The organism is Chryseobacterium sp. RU33C, assembly GCF_900156015.1.
In the GTDB taxonomy this organism is placed as follows: domain Bacteria; phylum Bacteroidota; class Bacteroidia; order Flavobacteriales; family Weeksellaceae; genus Chryseobacterium; species Chryseobacterium candidae.
The window spans coordinates 98,913-121,998 of sequence record NZ_FTMT01000012.1 but is presented as its reverse complement, the minus strand read 5'-3'; the positions used below and the strand labels follow the sequence as shown (position 1 = coordinate 121,998).

Sequence of the window (23,086 nt, the reverse complement as noted above, 5' to 3'; positions counted from 1 at the left end):
CGAAACTAGCATCCTGCAACTCACAATTCGCACTCCGTTCCCGTATCAAGCATCCTCAGCCATCACCAAAACACTCACTTTATTATCTCCGGCACTTAAAATTTCCCATGCCACTGATGAAACCGTATTTCCTGTAGTGAAAACATCATCAATCAGTAGAATATGCTTTCCGGTAATAGATTGAGTAATGGAGAAAATATTGGCAGACTCCAGTCTGTGTTTCTTATCTTTTAAAGCCTGAGCTTTTGAATAGTGATTTCGTTTAATTAATTGATGATCAAAAGCGATGTTGTAAAATGAAGACAACGTTTCTGTGAATAAATGAAGTTGGTTATATCCACGCTCTTTGAGTTTCCTCGGATGAAGAGGTACGCTAACCAGTAAATCAGGTTTGTGGTCATCAAATTTCAGCCGCTCAGTCGTCCAGTCTGCAAGAATCTTTCCAGTTTTTTCTCTGCTTTTATATTTCAGCTCATGAATAATCTGTCTGCTTAAGCCTTTCTCTTCAAATTGTATTAAAGAATAAGCGTTTTCAACCGGAAAGAATAAACTGCATTTTTCCTTAACCGGATTATTTTCAAAATAATTGTAATGGGTAAAATGAATCTGGCTGAAACAAAGATCACAAACCAAAAATTCAGGATCGATGATTCTGTTGCAGTGAATGCAGCGGTTAGGAAACAATACATCTAAAATCATAGTGTGTTTTTACTAAGATATGAAAATAATTGTCAATTTTTGCTTCGCAAAGTCAATAGTGAATTATTATTGTTCGCGAATTTTGTGAACTAATTTATATTGGGTTCGCAAAGGCATTTTTTCGTTGCTGAGTGGAACGCCATAGAGACCGAAAAGCTATTAAATAGTATAGAAAACTTTGTGAACTCCGCGTTTAGAAAATAACTTACCCATGAATTTCAACAGCAAATCTATTATTCACAAACCTTAATCTCGAATCCCGAACCTCGTATAGAAATTCACAAGCGAAGCGTATTGACAATTCACAATTCACTTTTTAAATATCTTCAAACGTCTTCCTGATCTTCTCCACAGAACTTTTCATACTCAGATTAAAATGTTCCTTTTCAAGTCTTACGGGCGGTGCCTGTCGCACTTCACAATCGGCAATACTGCATGATTCGCAGGTAACCCCTACATTGATGGTTTTTAAAGATGGAGACTTGATAAAACCTATTTTTTTAATCGTTTGAGAATTCAGTAAAATCCCCAGACAATAACTTCTGTTACTTCCATCTGAAAAAGGATTTTTCTGTGAAGTAGAAATTACCAGATAGCTTATTCCCTGATCTTTATAGTGAGAAATCTGAGCATCCGTAAGGGTTTCATTTTCTTTTAAATCACCAAGATTTTTTACCGCAATCCATCTTCTGCAGTAATGTTCGTTCATTGCATTCGCATGAGGAGCCTGCTGATGATTAAGATGAAGCTCTTTTAAAATCTGAATTTTATCCGAGTTTTTCTTTTTTACCAGGCATAAATAAAAAAGATCTTTAATTCCCATTTCAGCCGAGAGGATGTTGGTCATCCGATAGTAAAACGTTTCAGGAGAGTGGGTGAAACTATCGATCAGTCCCTCAAAATTTTTAGATTCCCATGTATTCTGCTGGAAAAATTCTGAAGTTTTTTCAATGACAGATTTTTTGGAAATGAGCAATGCTCCTGCAAAATAAGAGGCGTAAAAGTTGTTCAGGATCTCTTCAAAACTTCCGAAGTCAAGCCATGAATACGTATTGGGACGATTTTTTAATTCCAGTACATTAAAGCCGATTTCTTTAGCGAGGATGAATGTTTTCTGATCCTTTTCCAGTTTTTGATTCAGAAGCAAAAGTTTTTTTTCCGGAATAAAAAGAGATCGCAGATTATCCAGAGTTCCATATTTTTCAAAATCTTCCGACTGAATGGTGTAGCTGAATTTTTCTGCAAGAATTTTCTCCAGAATATCAGACTTTAAGCTTTTCTTGATTTTTAACTGATTTTCATGTGTAAACAAATCTACCTTTTCTTCAATTTCCGGAAAATAATTGTCATACAATTCCTGAAATGATCTTAATACCGCAAAATAAAATCTTTCTTTTCCCAGATTATAATTCTGAGAAATTTCGATCAGAGCATTGATAAAAGCAGTTACTTTTTTAGGAGCATCGCTGATGATGCTGATGAGGTTGTTCTTATTGATTCCAAAAAGTTCCAGCGGAACTTCTTTAAAGAAATCAGACTGCAGGATTTCATTGAAAGGGGCAAGACTTTTATCAAGTTTGGTAGAAACCAGATCATCGAAAGTACAGTTCAGCGCTTCAGAAAGCTGAATGATTTTATCATGCTTGGGATATTTTTTTCCGTTTTCAATTTCGTTGAGGTAAGATTTTGATAATCCTGTCTTTACAGCAAGATCCTGCAGAGACCAGTTTTTCTTTTGTCTCTGCTGTTTCAGTTTTAGCCCGAAAACTGTTTTGATAAAGTCGCTTTCTGAATTCATTACTCAAATATAAATAAATAGAAGCGATTATTCGCATAATAAATTTTAAAATAAATTTAGCGAACGTTCGCTATTTATGAAAATTTTTATTTATGTTTGTAACATCAAATCACAAAATCAATAGGTTATGGAAACAAAGACTCAGTTAGAAATAAAGTCACAGAAGCAGTTTGAGGAAATATTTACTCCTGATTTGGTAGATTTTCTGATTTCGCTTCATCAAAACTTTAATGATAAAAGACTTGAACTTTTAGAAGAAAGAAAAAATACTCAGCAACATTTTGATCAGGGAAATCTGCCCGGGTTCTTAAAAGAAACTGCAGACATCAGGAATGGGAATTGGGTATGTGCTTCACTTCCTGACGATATGCTGGATAGAAGAGTAGAAATTACAGGCCCTGTTGAACGTAAAATGATTATCAATGCCCTGAATTCCGGAGCATCTGCATTTATGGCTGACTTTGAAGACAGCAGCTCGCCGGTGTGGGAAAACTGTATCCAGGGACAGATTAATCTTTCTGATGCCATTAACCGAAACATTGATTTTGTCAATGAAAAAGGAAAAGCGTATACCCTCAATGAGAAAACGGCTGTTCTACAGGTTCGTCCACGCGGTCTTCATCTTCCGGAAAAACATATTGAAATCAATGGAGAGAAAGCTTCCGGATCACTGACTGATTTTGGAATGTATTTCTTCAGAAACGCTAAACAGCTTCTGGAAAACGGCAGCGGTCCTTACTTTTACCTTCCCAAACTGGAACATTATAAAGAAGCCCGATGGTGGAATGAGGTTTTTGTTTTTGCACAAAACTACCTTGGAATTCCGGAAGGAACTATTAAAGCTACTGTTTTAATAGAAACCATTACTGCATCATTTCAGATTGATGAGATTTTATTTGAATTAAAAGAACACAGCGCAGGACTGAATTGCGGAAGATGGGATTATATTTTTTCCTACATTAAAAAATTCAGAAACCTTCCCGAGTTTATTGTTCCGGACAGAGACCAGGTGACGATGACTTCTCCTTTTATGAGTGCATACTCAAAAAGGGTGATAGAAATCTGCCATAAAAGAAATGTTCATGCTATCGGCGGAATGGCTGCCCAGATTCCTGTAAAGGACGATGATGAAGCCAATAAAAAAGCTTTTGAAAAAGTAAAAAATGACAAAGAAAGGGAAGTGAAAAACGGTCATGATGGTACATGGGTAGCACATCCGGCATTGGTAGCGGTGGCAAAAGAAATTTTTGATAAGTATATGCCTTCCAAAAATCAGATCGATAAAAAATTTGAATATCATATAACGGAAAATCAGCTGCTGGAAATCCCCAAAGGAGATATTACCGAAAAAGGAGTCCGGAAAAATATCAATGTTGGAATTCTTTACCTTGAAAGCTGGCTGATGGGAACCGGTGCTGCTGCTATTTATAATCTGATGGAAGACGCCGCTACTGCAGAGATTTCAAGAACACAAATCTGGCAGTGGCTGAAAAACGAAGCCGTTCTGAGTGATGACAGGACGTTAACCCGAAGCATGGTACTGCAGTGGGAAAAAGAAGAAATGGACCATATTGAAAAGTATGTAGGAGAAGCCCGTTTCCGGAACGGAAAATTTAACCTCGCTAAAGAACTTTTCAATGAACTGATCTTTTCTGAAAAATTTGAAGAATTTCTAACCCTTAAAGCATATCCATTTATTTAATAAAATGTTGGTTGCTGGTTTTATAGTTGCTGGTTGAAAACCCAATTATCAATTAACACTAACAATAGAACTGGCATCCAGCAACAAAATTACTTTCAAACCTAATCAAACAAAATCCCAATATTATGAAAACAAGACAAGAACAAATCCAGGCTATTGAACAGGATTGGCTTACAAATCCACGCTGGAACGGTGTGAAAAGACCTTATACAGCAGAAGAAGTTTTAAAACTTCGCGGTTCTTATACCATAGATTATACTATTGCTACAGAAATGTCCAAAAAATTCTGGAATAAATTAAATACTCAGGATTATGTGGCAGGACTTGGCGCATTGACAGGTAATCAGGCGGTACAGGAAGTAGATGCCGGGCTGGAAGCAATATATCTTTCAGGGTGGCAGGTTGCGGCGGATGCCAACCTATCAGGGGAGATGTATCCGGATCAGTCATTATATCCGGCCAACTCAGTGCCTTCTGTGGTAAAGAAAATTAATAATGCCTTATTAAGGGCAGATCAGGTGCAATCCGTAAGCGGAACAGGAAACAAAGAATATCTTGTGCCTATTATTGCAGATGCAGAAGCAGGTTTCGGAGGTAATCTGAATGCTTTTGAGCTGATGAAACAGATGATTGAAGCGGGAGCAGCGGGCGTACATTTTGAAGACCAGCTTTCTTCAGCCAAAAAATGCGGTCACTTAGGCGGAAAAGTATTGGTGCCTACTCAGGAAGCAGTCAATAAGTTGATTGCAGCACGTCTGGCTGCCGATGTATTAGGTGTTCCAAGTCTTATTATTGCAAGAACAGATGCGGATGCTGCAGATTTACTCACCTCCGATATTGATGACAGGGATAAGAAATTTGTGACAGGAGAAAGAACTTCCGAAGGATTTTATGTGGTAAGAAACGGAGTAGAACAGGGAATCGACAGAGGTTTGTCTTATGCTCCATACGCAGATCTGATCTGGATGGAAACCTCAAATCCTGACCTGGAACAGGCGAGAAGATTTGCAGAAGGAATTCATGCCAAATTTCCGGGAAAAATGCTGGCTTATAACTGTTCACCTTCATTCAACTGGGCAGCAAGACTGAGTGTGGAAGAAATGTCTACTTTCCGTGAAGAGCTGGCTAAAATGGGATACAAGTTCCAATTTATTACCCTTGCAGGATTCCATGCCTTAAACACGGCTATGTTTGAATTGGCTTTAGCTTATAAAGAAAGAGGAATGGCAGGATATTCAGAACTTCAGGAGCGTGAGTTTGCATTACAGCAGAAAGGATTCAGAGCAGTGAAGCATCAGTCTTTTGTAGGAACAGGATATTTTGATGAAGTACAGAATATTGTCACAAACGGTTCCTCGGCTACAGTAGCGATGAAAGATTCTACAGAAACCGCACAGTTCCATTAGTCATTTTTTCATATTTTTTTGATATTAAACCTTCTCGTCTTCGGGAAGGTTTTTCTTTTGTTTAAAGGTGTTTAAACCTGTTTTTACACTATAGATATCTCAAAATAATAAAGAAATAAATACTACATGATAAGTAATTGAAATTTGAATTATATTTGAGGCTGAAAAAATATTATTAAAAATGAATTTAATTAAAGTACTTTTTATTACATTAGGATTAACACTTACAGCCAATGCTGCAAAAGCCCAACAAAAGATTGGTAGCGTGAATACTGATGAAATTTTTGCAAGTTTATCCGAAGTAAAAACAATAAGTGCAACTGTGGACAATTTTACAAAAACCAAGCAGACTGAAATTGAAAAATTAATCGGTGATTATCAGGCTAAATTGAAGGCAGCCCAGGATAAAGAAAAGACTCTTAGTGAAGCTAACAAAGAAGCGGTAACGAAAGAACTGATGGCAGCACAAACAGAATTACAGACTCTGGGTAAAAAAATTGAAGAATCAAGAGCGCAGGCTGCTAAAGATATTTCTGCAAAACAAAATGAATTGTTTACTCCGTTACAGCAAAAAGTAAAAGCTGCTATTTCTGCTGCTGCCAAAGAAAAAGGTATCAATTATGTTTTTGATATTGCATCTCAGGAAACTAATAATCTTATTTACAATGATGGAAGTGAAGATATCACAGCTCTTGTGAAAAGTAAATTAGGAGCTGCAGCAACGCCTGCAAAACCTGCTGGAAAATCTAAATAAGAAACTTAATATACTGAATATTACAACGGAATCAGAATTCATGATTCCGTTTTTTTATGCGTAAAAGTGATTAATGGGATGAAGAATATTTTGTTTTAAAATGATAAATTTGAGTAAACTTTCAGCAGAATGAATTTAATGTACGAAAAACAGATCAAAGTAACAGAAGAACATATTGATCACAATAGCCATGTGAATAATGTACAGTATGTACACTGGGTGGAAGAAGTGGCTGCAGAACACTGGGATCTCTTGAAATATAAAACAGAGTATATGAATGATGCCTGGATGCTTCTGGATCATCATATTCAATACAAAAAACAGGTTTATCTGCATGATATCATTACGGTAAGAACCTATCCAATGGCTCCGGAAGGAGCTAAGCAGCCAAGGAAAGTAGAATTCTATTGCAATGATGAACTGGTGGTAAATTCAAGCACACTCTGGATTTTGTTTGATCCTGAAACTAAAAAGATCAAACGTTTGGAAAATGACTGGTTGGAGAAGTTTTTTTGACTATTTGCATCAAATTAAAAAACTAAATACATATGAAGCTCTTATATTCACTGACATTGCTCTTCTTAAGCATGGCAGGTTATGGCCAGGAAAACCCTTACTGGTTTACAGATGATATTAAAAAAAAGGTGGCAGACTCCACCCAAAGTCAATCCTGGAGAAGCCAGATGGGTGCAACATTTTACTCGATAAGCGGACAATATAACACTGCATTGAAAAGTTGGGATATGACTTTTGGAAGAGTGAAAAAGCTGAGCACTGCAGATAGTTTAAGATTTACAAAACTAATCCCTGTCAACGCAAAAGATTATATCTTGAAAAGATCCGTTAGTGAACAGATTATCATCATTAATGAAGCCCATCACAATGCCAGTCACCGAACTTTCGCATCTTCCTTGCTTCAGGGGTTATATGATAACGGATACAGATATTTGGGACTTGAAACATTAGCGAGTGACTCTGTAAACACCACGAAATTTGCTGCTCTTAACAGTGGATATTATTCCAAAGAACCAGAATTCGGAAACTTTATTTACAATGCCTTGAAAATTGGGTTCAAGCTTTTCCCATATGAAGCAGAAGGAAATAATAAACAAAGAGAAATAGGAGAGGCAAACAATATCTTCGATTTTATGCAGAAAAATAAAGATGGCAAATATTTCATCTACTGCGGTTACCAGCATGCGTATGAAGGTGTTCATAAATCCTGGGAAAAAACAATGGCGGGAAGACTTTCAGACCTTACTGGAATAAATCCTTTTACCATTGATCAGACTCAGTTTTCAGAAAAAAGTAACCCGAAGTATAACGAACCACTTTTAAGATTGGTAAATAATACTATCCCTGTTGTTTTAAAAGATGGAAATCAGGCAATCTATAACGGAGAAGATAAAGAGCTGTATACCGATATTAAAATCATTCATCCCATTACAAAATACATCAAAGGCAGACCAGATTGGATGCTGACGAAAAATAGAAAGTGGTATAAGATTCCGGTTTGTGAAGTTTCAGAATATCCGGTATTGATTTTTGCCTATAGAAAAGGGGAGTATGAACAAAAAGGAATTCCTGCCGATATCATTGAACTCAAAACATCTAAAGACAGTCGTTATTTAATTCTGGACAAAGGAGAATATGAGATTGTCATTAAAAATAAAGAATATAAAGTCATTAACAGATTTGAAAAAACGATCAGATAAAGAGAGGTGATGAAAAACAAATTAAGAAAGATAGTCATCGATAATAATGAATATTTGTATTCGGTTACGGATCAATTGAACGCTGAAACTGAAATTAATACTCTAACATTGAAAGTTTTTCTAAGAGAGCATAAACAGACTCCTTTGATCGTTGAGTTTGTAACATTTGATCATTATATTATGGGTCAGCCTTTAAAATCCGGTATTAAGTTGAGAAATAAATTAACAAACTCAGAAGATACCGTTAATCTTAATGAGCCAAAGTACATTAAACAGTTTATTTTGCTTGGATTAAAAAATGGGTGGTCAGGTGTTAATTCAATAGCAGTTCAAGATGGATTGGATTATTTGTGTCAATTAGGTTTTGAAGTAGACCAATTAATTTTCAAGAAGTAATAGATATCAATTTTGAAAACCTGCTAAAAAAATATTTTAAAATCGCTGTAATAGAAACAGTCTTTTCTCTATTAAGCGGTTTTGTCATATCTTTGTAATATGATACGTATTACAAAAATTTTTACATTCGAAACGGCTCACGTGCTTTACAACTACGATGGGAAGTGTAAAAATATGCATGGACACTCCTATAAGCTGTTTGTAACAGTGAAAGGGAGACCGATTAATGATATTGAAAATCCTAAAAATGGAATGGTGGTAGATTTCGGAGATATCAAAAGTATCGTAAAATCTGAGATCGTGGACGTATGGGATCATGCGGTCCTTGTCAATGCGCTGTCTCCTCATAAAGAACTGGGAGATGACCTTGAGCAGAAAGGACATAAAGTAATCTATTGCAGCTTCCAGCCAACCTGTGAAAACATGTTGTACGCCATTGCTGCTAAAATCAAATCAAGACTTCCCGAAGGAATTTCTTTAGCCTATCTTAAACTTCATGAGACAGAAAACTCTTATGGAGAATGGTTTGCAGAAGATAATCAATAATTTTTCACAAAACTCAGAAGGTGTTAAAAACAACAATTAATTTAGAACCTGGAAAAAAAGTATATTTCGCTTCGGATCAGCATTTTGGTGCTCCTACACCCAAGGAAAGCAAGGTACGGGAGGATAGATTTATACGCTGGATGGATGAGATCAAAGAAGATGCTCAGGTTTTGTTTTTAATGGGTGACCTTTTTGACTTCTGGCATGAATGGAAGCATGTTATTCCCAAAGGATATGTCCGGGTACTTGGAAAAATTGCAGAACTCAAAGACAGAGGAATTCATATTTATTTCTTTGTCGGAAATCATGATCTCTGGATGAAAGATTATCTGGAAGAAGAGATTGGCTGCACCGTATTCTATCAGAAACAATATTTTGAAATGGGAGGGAAGCAGTTTCTGCTGGCTCACGGAGATGGCTTGGGACCCGGAGACAAAGGATATAAAAGAATGAAAAAACTATTCACAAATCCTTTGGCACAATGGTTCTTCAAATGGCTTCATCCCGATATTGCAATGAAAGTAGCGTTGTATCTTTCCCAAAAAAATAAAATGATCTCAGGAGAAGAAGACAAAGCTTTTCTGGGAGAAGATAAAGAGTTTCTGATTATTTATTCCAAAGAAAAACTGAAAACTCAGAAGATTGATTACTTTATCTATGGACACAGACACCTGCCCATGGTACTGGATCTGGACCATAATGCAAAATATATCAACCTTGGAGACTGGATTTCCTATTTCACGTACGGGGTTTTTGAAAAAGATTTTGAACTGAAAATTTTTCAAAAATAAAGCAAAAAAAATTACCCCTAAAAGAGGTAACTTTCGAACGGGTGGAAAAACCCACTCTTGTTTTTAATCCATATTCCAAGTAACACATTGCAATAAGTCTACCAAAATAGGTTTAATGCATTAAAAAATTATTTAAAAACAATATTTTATCTCTGTAATTGCCTTGTAGTAAGGGATTAAGAAACTCAAAAATTATGGAATTGAAAAATATATTCAACATAGAGAATGAACAGAATTTTCTGAATGCCTCATTGAAAACATTTCGTTATCAATATGGAAATGTTGAAATATATAGGAAATTTGTTGATTTTCTGAAGGTTAATCCTGATGAGGTCGATAGTCTGGTGAAAATCCCGTTTCTTCCTATTGAAATGTTTAAAAACCATCAGATTCTGGATAAAAATATTGATACGGATCTTTTCTTTCAAAGTTCAGGAACAACCCAAATGAACCTTTCAAAACATTTCATCGCAGATACTGAGCTTTATGAGGAGAGTATTTACAAAAGCTTTGATCAGTTTATCGGAAAACCGGAAGATTTTATTTTTCTGGGGCTGCTTCCAAGTTATCTGGAGAGACAGAATTCATCACTGATCTATATGGTAGATTATCTGATGAAAAAATCAGGGAAACCGGAAAACGGATATTTTCTTTATAACCATGCCGAACTCTTTGAACTCCTGAACACATTGAAGGATAAAAAAGTGATTCTTTTCGGAGTTTCCTTTGCTCTTCTGGACTTTTTGGATTATTGCCATGAACAAAGCGAAGAATCCATGAACTTCCCCGAAAATTTAGTGGTAATTGAAACCGGCGGTATGAAAGGGCGAAAGGAAGAAATGACAAAGGATGAATTGCTGAAAATATTACAGGAAGGTCTTAAAACAGAGAAAATCTATTCCGAATACTCTATGACAGAGTTGCTTTCACAGGCTTATTCCCTTGGAAATAATGAATATGAGTGTCCAAACTGGATGAGAATTATGGTTCGCAACGCAGAAGATCCTTTAGCTTATGAAAAAGAAGGCCGAACAGGAGCTATTAATATTATTGATCTTGCCAACACCCATTCCTGCTCATTTATTGCAACACAGGATTTGGGAAAAATAATAGGAGATAAATTTCAGGTCTTAGGAAGAATAGATCATTCCGATATCAGAGGATGCAGTCTGCTGGTAAGCTAAAAGTTAAATATAAAAGCAATTGTGAATCGTCAATTTGCTTCGCTTGTCAATTTTTGTATGATCATAATAAATAAAAATACCTTGCGGCTTTTGCTGAGTGAAACAACTCTGCGAACATTTTAAACAGTCGGTAAATAAAAAAACTTTGTGAACTTAGCGTTTACAATATTGACTTTTAGGAGAGCGCATCATCATTAATACTTTTTACATTGTACATTTTACAATTATATCAATGATCAAAATAGAAGAACTCATACACGCCTACATTCATTCCCATTGCGATTTTGAAAAAGAAATCGTACTGACGAATTATTTTCAGGCAGATTGGGAAGCAGATATCTTAATCATCAATTCAGAAGGTGAAAGTCACGAAATTGAAATTAAGCTTTCAAAAAGTGATTTCAAAAATGATTTCAAAAAATCATACCTGAATAAAGATACCGGAGAAAAATTTCTGAAACATGATAAAATTTCCTGTGGCGATTATGTATGCAATTCCTTTAGCTTTTTGCTTCCAATGGGAATGGTAGATGCAGCCCTTATCCCTGAACACTGCGGAATCATAGAGTTCTATCATAATGTGGATACCTGGGAAACTGAATTTTATCTGATTCGCCAGCCTAAAAATCTTCATAAGGATTCTTACTGGAAACTGAATGACAAGGATCTTTTTATCAGAAAAATGGCTCTGAATCTTCTCCAGCGTAAAATGGAAATCAAAGGAAAGCATGAAGAGCTGATCTTTAAAAATCCTTTTGAAATCAAAAAAATAAAATAAAAAATCCTGCCGCCTGACAGGATTTTATCATTGAATGTTATTTTAAAATTAATCTGCAATTTCAGCAGTATCTCTCTGAAGTAAGAACTTGTAGATTAAACCTCCTACAATTCCTCCCAAAATAGGAGCTACCCAGAACAGCCAAAGCTGTGACATTGCAGTTCCTCCCACAAAGACTGCCTGAGAAAGTGATCTGGCAGGGTTTACAGAAGTATTCGTAATCGGGATAGAGATCAGGTGGATCAAAGTAAGAGCAAGACCAATAGCAAGACCTGCAAATTTACCATTCGCCCACTTATCCGTAGCTCCCATGATTACAATAAGGAAAAATGCGGTTAATAAAAACTCAGCAAGAAATGCTGCTCCCATACTGAAAGCTTTTCCGTTATAAACGGCTTCACCGTAGAAGTTGGTGGCGAAATCTCCGGGTTTTGAGAATTCTACCGCTCCGGCTCCGTTAAGAATCGTGTACAGGCATCCTGCTGCTACAATTGCGCCCAGACATTGTGCTACAATGTAAGGAATAAGGTCTTTTGCAGAAAATCTTCCTCCTGCTAAAAGTCCAAACGAAACCGCCGGATTAAAATGCCCTCCTGAGATATGTCCTACAGCGTAAGCCATAGTAAGAACAGTAAGACCGAAGGCTAAAGCAACTCCTAAAAGTCCGATGCCAATATCTGGAACACCGGCTGCGAAAACAGCGCTTCCACATCCTCCGAAAACAAGCCAAAATGTGCCGAAAAATTCAGCGAAAAGTTTTTTTATCATGTTGTTTATTGTTTAAAGTATCTCAAATGTAAAATTTAAATCTTAAAGTAAAAAGATAAATCTTAAAAATATTTCAAAAAAGAGAGAACAAAAATTGTAAAATCTGCAATTTGGTGTAAAGTTTGTTTGGGATTTATTGAGAGAGTATAATAGTCAGTTTTGAAAGATATAACATAAATGTTTTATCTTTCATTTGTAATTTAAAAGGATGGTGAATGAGAAAGTTTTTTTGCGTGGTCTTTGTACCTTTTATTTATAGTTTACATTATTCGCAGGCAGCTAAAAAAGATTTTCCCTGTTATGATCTTGCCACTGTACTGAAGGTTGAACCAACGCCGCTTTATAAATCTCATCTTGATGCCTCAAAAAGTTTTGGGGTACAGCTGCTGAAAGATTCCAGGACCGTACAGAAATACATCAATAGCGGTAAATTCCACAAAGTAAAAAAATCCGGGAAGGGATATCATGTTCAAAGGCTTGATTACAGCAGGGCTTATATGGTATCAAAGGCAAAAACCACGCTGGAGAAAATAGCATCTAAGTTCAGCAAGGATACAAAAGGCGGTACATTTACTGTTTCATCCATTACAAGAACGCTTGAAGATCAGTGCAGGCTAAGAAGAGTGAATTCTAATGCCTCATTAGGGATTAGTTCTCATAATTATGGGAATTCTTTTGATATTTCTTATGTGAGATTTAACAATGTTCTAAAATACAATCCGAAAATGGAAATAGCTCTGGAGAAAGTTTTAAAGCATTATGAGAAGATTGGTAGAATATATTATATCAAAGAGAAGCAACAGAGCTGTTATCATATTACTGTGAAAAATTATTAATTAAAATCTTCTTGCGTAGCATGTTTAGTTTGTATATTTTTATACGACTAAAAACTATACTTATGTCAACATTAAACATTGTAGACTATATGCTGCCTGGAGAAGAATGTAGAGCAGCATCAAACCAGTGGAAAGCGTCCCTTTCTGACTTTTCCAAAATTCAAAAACTTATCCCTACTAACTATGTTTTTAATATTTCCAGAGAACACCTTGAGTGGATGAAAGGGTTCAGGGAGTATAAAGACTTTTGTGCTGCAGTAGGAGTTTACAGAGACAGATTGATTCTTATTTTTTATCCTATCGATAACGAGGGAGTAAAAATAGATGCAAAAGAATATCCATACAGCTTCCTTACCCAGCTGGAAAAAGATATTAGACTCCAGGAGATCCAGGAATACACTCTTATTAAAAATGCTGTTCTGTCTAAAGATCTTGAAAGCATGGAAAAGAATGCCAATATGGGATTACCGGTTTCCAATACACCAATTCTTGAGCAGGACAAAGCTGTAGATGCTATTGAACGCTGGAGAAATCAAGGTATGGATTGGTTTTACAAAGAGAGCAGAGAAAATCAGGGAAGTGGAATCTTCAGAAAATTCTATGTTCCTACTGCAGACCTTTGCCTTTCTGATGATGGTTTGGCAGGTATTACCTGTTCTTTTGGTATCAGATACAATGATATTTATGGGAAAATGCTGGTAACTCTTATTTTTATCTCTTTCCGTGAAAACCTTAGGAATGCAGAACTTGGAGCCGAAGCTATTTCAAATACATACGATTGGGCAAAACCATGTCCTCCTATCTGCCGTATACCGGATGAAGGTGTAGGATGCGAATTTTAAATGATACACTGAGGAATGGCTGAACTTTATAAGGCAATTTTATTCCTGAACTATGCACTGCTCCTATCTGTTATACTGCTGGGAGCAGCAAAATACCGCATATTAAATCATAAAGAAAAGCAGTATTTTCATTGTATTGCTTTTCTTTTTTTTATTGAACTGCTGAATCTGGCTCTGCCTTATATCTTCAGATTGAATGACACATCATTCCTATATCCTTTATACATTGCAGGAGAGTTTTTTTTACTGACCGGCTTATTTATCAGGAAACTGGACTGGTCAAGATATGTTCTGTTAACTGTAGGTGTATTGGCTGCGGGCTTTATGATCTCGAAATACGGATTTGACTATCCTGCAAATGCTGATATTGCGAAAGTGGTTTCCAATATTATAATTATTTGCCTTTCCGGATTTACCCTGATTCTCGAGATTAAGAATACCTCTGCTCAGAACCGTTTTCTTGTTGTAGATGCCAGTATTTTTTTCTATTACTCAGTTTCAGTATTTATTTTTATTATTCAGCATCAGATTGCCAATCTATCGGAAAACGATTACTATACCATTCTCAGTGCCAATAATATTCTATCGAGTATTTTGTACTGTTCATTTTTATACACATTTTTCAGATTAAAGAAGTAACTTTAAATATCAATCTGCTGATCCTTATAATTGTTACCATAGCAATTATAGTATCCTTTATTCTGTTGGCCTACAGAGCTTTTATTACCAGAATTATAAAGGAAAAAAACGTACAGCATGAAGCAGAAGTACTCCATCAGAAAAAATTAGTTCTGGAAAATATTAAAGCTCAGGAAGAAGAAAGAAAAAGAATTGCAGTGATGATTCATGATGACATCGGAAACCGCCTTAATATTCTTTCTTTATGGCTGAATAACCTTGATACCCAGGGTGATGAGCAGATCAAAAAAAATATCTACAGCCAGATGTCTTCGCTGATTGACGCTTCCAGAAGTATTTCCCATTCATTATACCCGGTAAATCTGGAGTCGGTAGGGCTGGTTTTATATGTTGAAGAATTAATAGCCAATCTTTCCCATAAAATTAATATCTCTTTGCAGGTAATGCAGGGATATGAAAAGAAAGATCTTTTCGTGGAAGTACAGCTGTACAGGATTATTCAGGAATTTACCACCAATGTGATCAAGCATTCCGATGCAACGGATATCTGGATTTACATTAAAGATTATCCTGATAATATGGCAGTGGTGATTTCTGATAACGGACAGGGTTTTGAATATGAAAAAGTGAAAAAAGGAATGGGAATCAAAAATATAGAATCCCGTATCAAATCTATGAACGCAATACACAAATGGAAAAAAAGTTTTTCGAATAAAGGAAGTCGTTTAATTATAAAAATTCCAAAATATCATGAGTTCCCAAATCAAACTAGCACTGATTGATGATGAACAGCTGATCCTCGAAGGGGTAAAAATGCTGCTTTCCAATGAAAAAAATATATCAGTTTGCCTTACCGCAGATAATGGCCCCGATTTTATAGAAGACCTCGGAAAACTTTTAAAAGATGATTTTCCTGATATTGCTCTCGTAGATGTTCAGATGAAACCTATGAACGGTTTTGAACTGGTGGAAATCCTCAAGGAAAAATATCCGGATCTTAAAATTATTATTCTGTCATCCCATTATAAGACCTCTATTCTGGGATACATGGTCAAATTGGGAGTATCAGCATTTCTTCCCAAAAATTCAAATAAGAAAACCTTTATTGATGCCATCACAATGGTGGATAAAAATGGGGTGTTTTTCACGGCTGAAGATCATCAGATGCTGTTTACTTATATGAACAGCTCTGCCAAGAAAAATTCTCTGTTTGAAACTGAAGATGAATTATCAGAAAGAGAAAAAGATGTGGTAAAACTGATCTGCCAGGAATTGACTAACAACGAAATTGGAGAAAAACTCTTTATCAGCCCAAGAACTGTAGAAAGCCACAGGCAACGTATTCTTGAAAAAATAGGAGCCAAAAATACAGTGGGAATAGTGATTTATGCTATTGTCAACAATATTTACTCTCTTGAAAAAATTTAAATTGATTCCGTAGAAATACGGAATTTTTTATTTGGTACTTTTCACTCTAGCTAACCTTGTTTTTCTTCTGTTATTTTGGAATGTCTCTTTTAGGGATGTCAGTTGAAAAAAACACAACAGGATCTTTAGTAAAAAATTAAAGTAGAAACATGAATGGTAACAGAGTGATTTCCGTCGGGATTTTCTTTGACGGTACAGGAAACAATGGGGTCAATATTCTTTCACCGGATAAACCGCTGAACAATAATGAAAGCTACTATGGTACTTTCAGCAATATCTATAAATTATACAGTCTGTTCCTTGGAGATCAAAAGATATATATTGAAGGAATTGGTACTGTAACAGGGAATGAAGATAATAATTTTGCCATGGCAACATGTGCAAACCCGCCGTATGGAAGCGGATATTCATCTGATGATAAACTTCGGAAAGCCGGAGATTTTGTACAAAAAACAGCCTGTGATGAGACTAAGGAATATCATTTCTACATCTATGGATTCGGGAGAGGAGGTATGCTGGCAAGAACTTTCGGTAATCAGCTTTTGACCTTTTATGCGGTAGGAAATTGTATAATAAAATTTTTAGGACTTTTTGATACGGTAGAGTCCAAACCTTTCAATACTTATAATATGAAGATATCTTCGCAGGTAGAAAATGTTTTACATTTCTGTGCAGTCAATGAGAGCAGATTTTTCTTTCCGCTTACCGGTATTTTTGAGAATTCGAAAACAATGCAGGATCAGAAATCAGAAAATAAGCCATCAGTTTGGAAAGAAATATTTGTCCCAGGAGATCATGCTGATATTGGAGGAGGCTATCTGGAAGGACCGCAATCTGTTTATATCTCTACAGATTTCATAAATGTTAATGATCTGCATAATTATGTTTCAGATATCAGAAATACAAAAACCAATGCTGAGGGAAATAAAATCTGGGATGCTTTACTCTCAGGATATAAAGTGGAAACGGTGGATGGCATTTCACAGGCGTATGTTTGCCGTGATAAAGTATACAATGACCTGTCAAAAGTATATGGAAAACTGATGATGGACGAGACCAATACCATATTGTCAGTATTTAGTACAGAAAATGAAGCCTACTTCGGAACAGATTATAATAAACATGCTTTTCTCAATAGATATTATATCAAAATGAAAGAATACCTGAGAGACCTTTCCGGAAACAAAAAGCCAATATATGATTTCGGAAGATTTGCAGATTATACTCACATTTCGTCAAACTTCGGATTGTATAGTAATAGTTTCCGGTATAGAACCCAACGTGAAATTAATATTGAACTAATCAATAACGGATTAAATGTATCAAGCAGTACCTCCGTTGATGAAACAAGCCGGACAAAAAGGCTTTCCGTAGAACTCCATCTGCCGGAAGACAGCTTTGTTGCTGACTTTCTTTATGGAACAAACGTACCCAACAATGATATCTGGGTTCGTTCTATTATAAAAACGCCGGCAGCTGTTAGATTAAATGAATGGAAGAATTAGTGAAAAGACTTCTCAGTTTTAAATTTAGGTTAGGGGACATCTTATGGTGTCTCCTTTTTAAAGGGTAACATCTACCTTCATAGAAGGAAAAAGCTTCGAAACTGGCTGCTTTTTTTATTTCTCGTCTATTCATTTCTTTTTCCGTATTTTTGCACCCGAAAATTCATTATTCATTACTAATTATTAATTAAGATGCTTTCGGTTCAAAGTTTAGGGTTACACCATTCAGGAAATTATTTATTTCAAAATGTCAATTTCACCATTAAAAAGGATGATAAAGTGGGTCTCGTTGGTAAAAACGGAGCCGGAAAATCTACTTTATTGAAAATGCTTTCCGGAGAAATTAATTTCTACGAAGGAGAGGTTGTGACGGAAGGTAGTGTTACCATTGGTTTCCTTAAACAGGATCTTGATTTTGTAAAAGGAAGAACGGTATGGGCTGAAACCATGCAGGCTTTTGAGCAGATCAATGCCTGGAAAGATGAACTGGAAGAGGTGAATCACCAGATGACAGTGAGAACTGACTATGAAAGTGATTCCTACACGGATCTGATTAATAAAATGACCGAACTGAATGACCTTCTGATGAATCATGATGCCTACAATCTTGAAGGCGATATGGAAAAGGTATTATTTGGTTTAGGATTTAAAGCCGATGATTTCCAGAAAATTACTGATGAATTTTCCGGAGGGTGGAGAATGAGAATCGAATTGGCAAAACTGCTTCTTCAGAAGAACGATATTATGCTTCTCGATGAGCCTACCAACCACCTGGATATGGAATCTATCATCTGGCTGGAGAACTTCCTCAAAGATTATCCGGGAGCTATTGTTCTGGTAAGTCACGATAAACAGTTTATGACAGCGGTATGTAACCGTACTTTTGATATCAACAACAAAAAAGTTGACGACTATAAAGCGAACTATTCCAAATATCTTGTCATGAGAGAAGACCGCCGTGAAAAACTGATTCAGGCTAAAAAAAATCAGGATGCGGAGATCAAGCAGATGGAAGATAACATTAATAAGTTCCGTGCAAGTGCTACCAAAGCTTCTTTTGCACAGTCACTTATTAAAAAATTAGATAAGATTGAACGTATCGAAGTGGATAACGAAGACGTTTCAAAGTTCAACATCCGTTTCGTACAGTCTATGGTTCCGGGGAAAGTAATCTTCGAAGCCATCAATCTTGGAAAAGCGTACGGGCAGAAGCAGATTTTTGATGATGTGGATTTTATCGTTCAGAGAGGAGACAGAATTGCTCTTTTAGGACAGAACGGACAGGGAAAAACAACTTTGGCTAAAATTTTAGCCGGAGATATTAAAGACTATTCCGGAACATGGAATCTTGGGCATAATGTTAACATCGGATATTTCGCTCAGAATCAGGAAGAGGTTTTAACGCCTAATAAAACAGTTCTGGAAGAAGCAGAAGATGCAGCAACAGAAGAAACAAGACCAAGAGTAAGAGATTTATTAGGATCTTTCCTTTTCCAGGGAGATGCTGTTACTAAAAAGACAAAAGTACTTTCCGGAGGAGAAAGAAACCGTCTGGCACTTTGTAAACTGTTACTTCGTCCTTTCAACACGCTGATCATGGACGAACCTACCAACCACCTGGATATCCAGTCTAAGGAAATTATCAAGCTGGCACTGCAGAATTTTGAAGGAACTTTAATTGTCATCTCGCACGACAGGGAATTCCTTCAGGGGCTGTGTGATAAGATCTACGAATTCCGTGACGGAAAAATGAAAGAATTCCTGGGAGATATCAACGAATACCTTGAGTACAGACAAAAGGAAACCATCAGAGAGATCTCTGCAGAAAAAGCTAAGCTTCACAGCGAAGTAAAGGTAGAACCTAAGAAAGTGGAAGAAAAACCTGTAGTAACGAGCAGTCAATCTTCAAATATTGTAAGTAAAGAGCAAAAAAATATTCAGAATAAAATTAAGAAAGTGGAAGAGAAAATTTCCGAGCTTGAAACAAAAGTAGAGCAAATGGAAGCTTCTTTTGCCAAAGAAAATCCTTCAGATGAAACCTTAGAACAATACAATAAAACTAAGGAAGAGCTGGATACAGCTTTACAGGAGTGGGAATATCTTGGAACACAACTGGATTAAATTTAAAATATAAATGCTTCATCAACTCAATAGGATGAAGCATTTTTTTGTAACAAAATCGTACTCATTTCTACATATTATCAATAGTTGTTAAGTAATTTAATAAAAGTTTAAGGAAACAATTAAATTATTTTCATAATTTTGAACCATGATTTTTAAAGAAAGCAGAAACCTAAAGAGTTTTATCTCCAAGCTGTTGTTTGGAGTATATTTCCTTGCGCTGCTTTCTCAAAGCTTTCACCATCACGATTCGGTAGACTATTTTAAGGCTTTTCATCTTAAAAAAGTTGAGAATACGATGACGAAAGCCGTTACTAAAGAGAAAGCTGGCGACTGTCTGGCCTGCCACTTTTTGGTTACCGGACATACATTAGCTCCTGAAGAATTCAACTTTACTTTTGAGCATTACAGCCATGAAGTAAAACAAATTATCGCCGTTCAGGAGAAAATCTGGTCACAGACCAAATTCACCTTCCAGCTTCGGGGACCGCCCGCAATTGCATAATTCATAGATTCTATAGGGTTTAAAGTTTTGTACTTTAAAGTTCAATGTTTACTGCTTTAAATTCAATGTTTAAAGTTTAAAGTTTAAAGTTGTTGGGAAAAACACCTGATTATCTGTAATAGATATCTAAATAATGTTCAATTACTAATTTCTAACCTCTAACTTCTTACCAGGAATACATTGTACAATCAATCGAACCCTTCCCACAAATTTTAACGAAAAATGTACCCTGTTGAAAAGGGTGCGCAATCAATCTATTTACAATGAAATTGATATATTGCCTGCTGCTGATCTTTTGTGGATCAGTATTTACAAGTGCACAAAAAACGTATACTGTAGAGGGAACCGTTCAGGATTTCCATGATAAAACATTGCTGGAAAATTCAGTGATTAAAATCGGGAACTTTACAGCCAAAACAGACAAGAAAGGTAAATTTTCTTTAGATAAAATTCCTGCAGGGAAGTATACACTCAGTGCACAACATCCGGATTGTGATGATTATACTGAAAATATAGGAGTCTATCAGGATGTACATCTGGTTATTACGCTGGAGCATCACGTCAAAGACATTGAAACAGTGACCGTTCACGGAAGCCACAAGAACAATGGAAGCATGGTGGTGAAAACACTTGATAAATCAACGCTTTCAAGAAATGTCACCGAAAACTTAGGGAATTTATTAACCAATATTTCCGGTGTCAATGTTCTTAAAACCGGAAATAATATCGCTAAGCCTATTATTCATGGTCTTTATGGAAGCAGAGTTTCCATTCTTAATGATGGGGTGAAGCTGGCTGAACAAGAATGGGGAGTAGAACACGCTCCTAACGTGGATGTCAATAATTTTGAACATATCGATGTGATCAAAGGAGCATCTGCTTTGAAATATGGAGCGGGTGCAGTAGGTGGAGTCGTTGTTTTACAACCTCAGATTTTACCAAAGAAAGATACTATTATGGGAAATGTTTCTCTTTCCGGAATTTCAAACGGAAGAGGGGCTGATCTCAATGTTAAGCTTGCAAAAACCTGGGAGAATGGCTGGGCCATCAAAACCAATGGAAGCTATAAAAAGCTGGGGGATCTTGAAGCTCCTGAGTATGGTTTGATGAATACAGGGCTTGAGAGTTCAGGATTTAATTTTGGTGTACAGAAAATGACATTTGAAAAAGGTTTTTCATTTGATTACTATCTGACGAAAAGCACAGTCGGAATCCTTAGAAGTTCTCACGCAGGAAACTCTGAAGATCTGCGTAATGCTCTTACATCTCCGGAACCAATTTATCAGAGGGATTTTAGCTATGATATTGACAATCCTAAACAGGAAATTGAACATCATATCGCTAAAGTTTCGGCTTACAAAAGGTTTGAAAATTTTGGAAAAATAACGGCTACTTACAGCTTTCAGTACAATCATAGAAAAGAGTATGATATCAGACGTACAGAAGCTTTGAGTAAAAAACCGGCATTGAATCTTGAGCTGATCACCAACGATCTTAATGTAAATCACCTGATAGAAAGAGGAAACTGGAATCTTGAAACAGGGATTAACGCAGGGTATCAGAACAACTATTCCAATACGCAGACCGAGGCAAGACGTCTTGTCCCGAACTATGACAGATATTATGCAGGAATCTATTCTGTACTAAAATATAAAATTGCGCCGGAACTGGATATTGAACTGGGGGGGAGATATGATTACGATCATTATGATGTAACAAAATGGTTTGGTCTGAGCGACTGGAATAAAAAATATGCGGCAGATTATTCAAATTTTGTAGTAAGAATAAACCAAAACAGAATTCTTACCAAGCCATCATTAACGTATAATAATGTTTCAGTAAACGGTGGAATTGTCTATCACCCATCCGAATATTTTAACCTGAAATTCAATTACGCCAGAGTTTCAAGATCTCCAAATATCGCAGAGCTTTTTGCAGATGGGCTTCACCATTCTGCAGCGATCATTGAGAGAGGAAATATGAGAATGAAGAGTGAAACCGGAAATCAGTTTAATTTAGTGGCAGATATAAAAGCAAATGTCCTAAAAGGATTGAACATTTCTGTAAACCCATATTTCTTTTATACTCAGAATTTCATCAATCAGATTCCTACAGGTTATCTGAATACACAATGGGGTGGAGCTTTTGTAGAGTATAGTTATCAGCAGATCAATGCAAAAATGTATGGACTGGATATCGATGCTCAGCTTAAAATTACAGATAATCTGACTTATAAAGGAAGCGGTTCCTATGTGTATGGACAGGACACTACTCATGATGTACCGCTTATTTTAATGATGCCGCCGAATTTTAACAATTCCTTGGAATTCAATAAGAAAGAATGGAAAGGCTTTTATTTTACAGTAAGTAACAATACTTATCTGAAACAGACAAGATTTCCTGTTTATAACGTTCCGATCAGATTATTCGATTCGGACGGAAATCCTTACAATGAAGAAGTGGATATTTCTACACCTCCAAACGGATATTCCCTTTGGAACCTTCAGACAGGGGTGAATCTGTCTAAAAATTTCGGAATTGATTTTTCAGTCCGAAATGTATTCAATACGTCGTACAGAGATTATCTGAACAGACTTCGTTTCTTTTCCAACGAAATGGGAAGAAACTTTATTTTAACTCTTAAATATCAATTTTAATTACTTAAAATCAAAA

Annotated in this window: 22 protein-coding genes; 19 read left to right on the top strand and 3 right to left on the bottom strand. The window is 36.1% G+C overall.

Features of this window, described 5'->3' with window-relative positions; translation table 11 throughout:
- Window positions 1-45: 45 nt before the first annotated feature.
- Together BW946_RS11890 and BW946_RS11885 are read right to left on the bottom strand one after the other, a co-directional pair.
- Entirely contained in the window at window positions 46-699 is a 654-nt protein-coding gene (locus BW946_RS11890) for a ComF family protein (protein ID WP_076596389.1), read from the bottom strand.
- A 316-nt stretch (window positions 700-1,015) separates the two neighbouring features.
- Complete coding sequence (locus BW946_RS11885) at window positions 1,016-2,497, bottom strand: helix-turn-helix domain-containing protein (protein WP_076596388.1); 1,482 nt, start codon at window positions 2,495-2,497, stop codon at window positions 1,016-1,018.
- A gap of 127 nt (window positions 2,498-2,624) precedes the next feature.
- Here BW946_RS11885 and aceB point away from each other — a divergent pair, with 127 nt between their 5' ends.
- From aceB to BW946_RS11835, 10 genes are all read left to right on the top strand, one after another.
- Entirely contained in the window at window positions 2,625-4,199 is a 1,575-nt protein-coding gene (gene aceB, locus BW946_RS11880; RefSeq protein ID WP_076596387.1) for a malate synthase A, read from the top strand.
- A 125-nt stretch (window positions 4,200-4,324) separates the two neighbouring features.
- Window positions 4,325-5,605, top strand: a complete 1,281-nt coding sequence (aceA, locus tag BW946_RS11875) for an isocitrate lyase (RefSeq protein ID WP_076596386.1) — start codon at window positions 4,325-4,327, stop codon at window positions 5,603-5,605.
- A 181-nt stretch (window positions 5,606-5,786) separates the two neighbouring features.
- Window positions 5,787-6,359, top strand: a complete 573-nt coding sequence (locus tag BW946_RS11870; protein WP_076596385.1) for an OmpH/Skp family outer membrane protein — start codon at window positions 5,787-5,789, stop codon at window positions 6,357-6,359.
- 129 nt (window positions 6,360-6,488) lie between these two features.
- The gene (locus BW946_RS11865; RefSeq protein WP_076596384.1) at window positions 6,489-6,875 is read left to right on the top strand and encodes an acyl-CoA thioesterase; all 387 of its coding nucleotides are present in this window, start codon (window positions 6,489-6,491) and stop codon (window positions 6,873-6,875) included.
- A 32-nt stretch (window positions 6,876-6,907) separates the two neighbouring features.
- On the top strand, window positions 6,908-8,074 hold the full coding sequence (locus BW946_RS11860) for a hypothetical protein (protein ID WP_076596383.1): 1,167 nt from the start codon (window positions 6,908-6,910) through the stop codon (window positions 8,072-8,074).
- Between the two features lie 9 nt (window positions 8,075-8,083).
- Window positions 8,084-8,470 carry a hypothetical protein gene (locus BW946_RS11855; RefSeq protein ID WP_076596382.1) on the top strand — a complete coding sequence of 129 codons (387 nt, stop codon included), beginning with the start codon at window positions 8,084-8,086 and terminating at the stop codon, window positions 8,468-8,470.
- Between the two features lie 99 nt (window positions 8,471-8,569).
- Window positions 8,570-9,016, top strand: a complete 447-nt coding sequence (locus BW946_RS11850) for a 6-pyruvoyl trahydropterin synthase family protein (protein ID WP_076596381.1) — start codon at window positions 8,570-8,572, stop codon at window positions 9,014-9,016.
- Between the two features lie 20 nt (window positions 9,017-9,036).
- The gene (locus BW946_RS11845) at window positions 9,037-9,807 is read left to right on the top strand and encodes a UDP-2,3-diacylglucosamine diphosphatase (RefSeq protein ID WP_076596380.1); all 771 of its coding nucleotides are present in this window, start codon (window positions 9,037-9,039) and stop codon (window positions 9,805-9,807) included.
- 194 nt (window positions 9,808-10,001) lie between these two features.
- Window positions 10,002-10,991: a LuxE/PaaK family acyltransferase gene (locus tag BW946_RS11840; RefSeq protein WP_170872080.1), complete on the top strand. Its 990-nt coding sequence runs from the start codon at window positions 10,002-10,004 to the stop codon at window positions 10,989-10,991.
- A gap of 232 nt (window positions 10,992-11,223) precedes the next feature.
- Window positions 11,224-11,769 carry a hypothetical protein gene (locus BW946_RS11835; RefSeq protein ID WP_076596379.1) on the top strand — a complete coding sequence of 182 codons (546 nt, stop codon included), beginning with the start codon at window positions 11,224-11,226 and terminating at the stop codon, window positions 11,767-11,769.
- 48 nt (window positions 11,770-11,817) lie between these two features.
- Here BW946_RS11835 and aqpZ read toward each other — a convergent pair whose 3' ends face one another.
- Complete coding sequence (gene aqpZ, locus BW946_RS11830) at window positions 11,818-12,534, bottom strand: aquaporin Z (protein WP_076596410.1); 717 nt, start codon at window positions 12,532-12,534, stop codon at window positions 11,818-11,820.
- A 218-nt stretch (window positions 12,535-12,752) separates the two neighbouring features.
- On the opposite strand from aqpZ, the gene BW946_RS11825 reads away from it, so the two are divergent.
- The 9 genes from BW946_RS11825 (at window position 12,753) to BW946_RS11785 (ending at window position 23,070) form a co-directional block, all read left to right on the top strand.
- The gene (locus tag BW946_RS11825; RefSeq protein WP_076596378.1) at window positions 12,753-13,373 is read left to right on the top strand and encodes a DUF5715 family protein; all 621 of its coding nucleotides are present in this window, start codon (window positions 12,753-12,755) and stop codon (window positions 13,371-13,373) included.
- 62 nt (window positions 13,374-13,435) lie between these two features.
- Window positions 13,436-14,215, top strand: coding sequence for a hypothetical protein (locus BW946_RS11820; protein WP_228402554.1), 780 nt, complete (start codon window positions 13,436-13,438; stop codon window positions 14,213-14,215).
- Window positions 14,216-14,230: 15 nt separating this feature from the next.
- Window positions 14,231-14,854 carry a hypothetical protein gene (locus tag BW946_RS11815; RefSeq protein WP_076596377.1) on the top strand — a complete coding sequence of 208 codons (624 nt, stop codon included), beginning with the start codon at window positions 14,231-14,233 and terminating at the stop codon, window positions 14,852-14,854.
- A gap of 65 nt (window positions 14,855-14,919) precedes the next feature.
- A complete protein-coding gene (locus BW946_RS11810; RefSeq protein WP_228402552.1) occupies window positions 14,920-15,636 on the top strand; it encodes a sensor histidine kinase in 717 nt (238 codons plus the stop codon).
- Window positions 15,605-16,282 carry a response regulator transcription factor gene (locus BW946_RS11805; RefSeq protein ID WP_076596375.1) on the top strand — a complete coding sequence of 226 codons (678 nt, stop codon included), beginning with the start codon at window positions 15,605-15,607 and terminating at the stop codon, window positions 16,280-16,282. Before BW946_RS11810 ends, BW946_RS11805 begins: the two co-directional genes overlap by 32 nt.
- A 149-nt stretch (window positions 16,283-16,431) precedes the next feature.
- A complete protein-coding gene (locus tag BW946_RS11800) occupies window positions 16,432-17,787 on the top strand; it encodes a T6SS phospholipase effector Tle1-like catalytic domain-containing protein (RefSeq protein ID WP_076596374.1) in 1,356 nt (451 codons plus the stop codon).
- A 192-nt stretch (window positions 17,788-17,979) separates the two neighbouring features.
- Window positions 17,980-19,908 (top strand): ABC-F family ATP-binding cassette domain-containing protein, encoded by a 1,929-nt coding sequence (locus BW946_RS11795; protein ID WP_076596373.1) that lies wholly within the window; start codon window positions 17,980-17,982, stop codon window positions 19,906-19,908.
- A gap of 148 nt (window positions 19,909-20,056) precedes the next feature.
- A complete protein-coding gene (locus BW946_RS11790) occupies window positions 20,057-20,413 on the top strand; it encodes a hypothetical protein (protein WP_076596372.1) in 357 nt (118 codons plus the stop codon).
- A gap of 263 nt (window positions 20,414-20,676) precedes the next feature.
- Window positions 20,677-23,070, top strand: coding sequence for a TonB-dependent receptor (locus BW946_RS11785; protein ID WP_076596371.1), 2,394 nt, complete (start codon window positions 20,677-20,679; stop codon window positions 23,068-23,070).
- The last annotated feature ends 16 nt before the right edge of the window (window positions 23,071-23,086 follow it).

Excerpts from the sequence above, each read along its gene's own strand:
- BW946_RS11890 (WP_076596389.1), bottom strand. The coding sequence starts at position 699 with ATGATTTTAGATGTATTGTTTCCTAACCGCTGCATTCACTGCAACAGA.
- BW946_RS11885 (WP_076596388.1), bottom strand. The coding sequence starts at position 2,497 with ATGAATTCAGAAAGCGACTTTATCAAAACAGTTTTCGGGCTAAAACTG.
- aceB (WP_076596387.1), top strand. The coding sequence starts at position 2,625 with ATGGAAACAAAGACTCAGTTAGAAATAAAGTCACAGAAGCAGTTTGAG.
- aceA (WP_076596386.1), top strand. The coding sequence starts at position 4,325 with ATGAAAACAAGACAAGAACAAATCCAGGCTATTGAACAGGATTGGCTT.
- BW946_RS11870 (WP_076596385.1), top strand. The coding sequence starts at position 5,787 with ATGAATTTAATTAAAGTACTTTTTATTACATTAGGATTAACACTTACA.
- BW946_RS11865 (WP_076596384.1), top strand. The coding sequence starts at position 6,489 with ATGAATTTAATGTACGAAAAACAGATCAAAGTAACAGAAGAACATATT.
- BW946_RS11860 (WP_076596383.1), top strand. The coding sequence starts at position 6,908 with ATGAAGCTCTTATATTCACTGACATTGCTCTTCTTAAGCATGGCAGGT.
- BW946_RS11855 (WP_076596382.1), top strand. The coding sequence starts at position 8,084 with ATGAAAAACAAATTAAGAAAGATAGTCATCGATAATAATGAATATTTG.
- BW946_RS11850 (WP_076596381.1), top strand. The coding sequence starts at position 8,570 with ATGATACGTATTACAAAAATTTTTACATTCGAAACGGCTCACGTGCTT.
- BW946_RS11840 (WP_170872080.1), top strand. The coding sequence starts at position 10,002 with ATGGAATTGAAAAATATATTCAACATAGAGAATGAACAGAATTTTCTG.
- BW946_RS11835 (WP_076596379.1), top strand. The coding sequence starts at position 11,224 with ATGATCAAAATAGAAGAACTCATACACGCCTACATTCATTCCCATTGC.
- BW946_RS11825 (WP_076596378.1), top strand. The coding sequence starts at position 12,753 with ATGAGAAAGTTTTTTTGCGTGGTCTTTGTACCTTTTATTTATAGTTTA.
- BW946_RS11820 (WP_228402554.1), top strand. The coding sequence starts at position 13,436 with ATGTCAACATTAAACATTGTAGACTATATGCTGCCTGGAGAAGAATGT.
- BW946_RS11815 (WP_076596377.1), top strand. The coding sequence starts at position 14,231 with ATGGCTGAACTTTATAAGGCAATTTTATTCCTGAACTATGCACTGCTC.
- BW946_RS11805 (WP_076596375.1), top strand. The coding sequence starts at position 15,605 with ATGAGTTCCCAAATCAAACTAGCACTGATTGATGATGAACAGCTGATC.
- BW946_RS11800 (WP_076596374.1), top strand. The coding sequence starts at position 16,432 with ATGAATGGTAACAGAGTGATTTCCGTCGGGATTTTCTTTGACGGTACA.
- BW946_RS11795 (WP_076596373.1), top strand. The coding sequence starts at position 17,980 with ATGCTTTCGGTTCAAAGTTTAGGGTTACACCATTCAGGAAATTATTTA.
- BW946_RS11790 (WP_076596372.1), top strand. The coding sequence starts at position 20,057 with ATGATTTTTAAAGAAAGCAGAAACCTAAAGAGTTTTATCTCCAAGCTG.
- BW946_RS11785 (WP_076596371.1), top strand. The coding sequence starts at position 20,677 with ATGAAATTGATATATTGCCTGCTGCTGATCTTTTGTGGATCAGTATTT.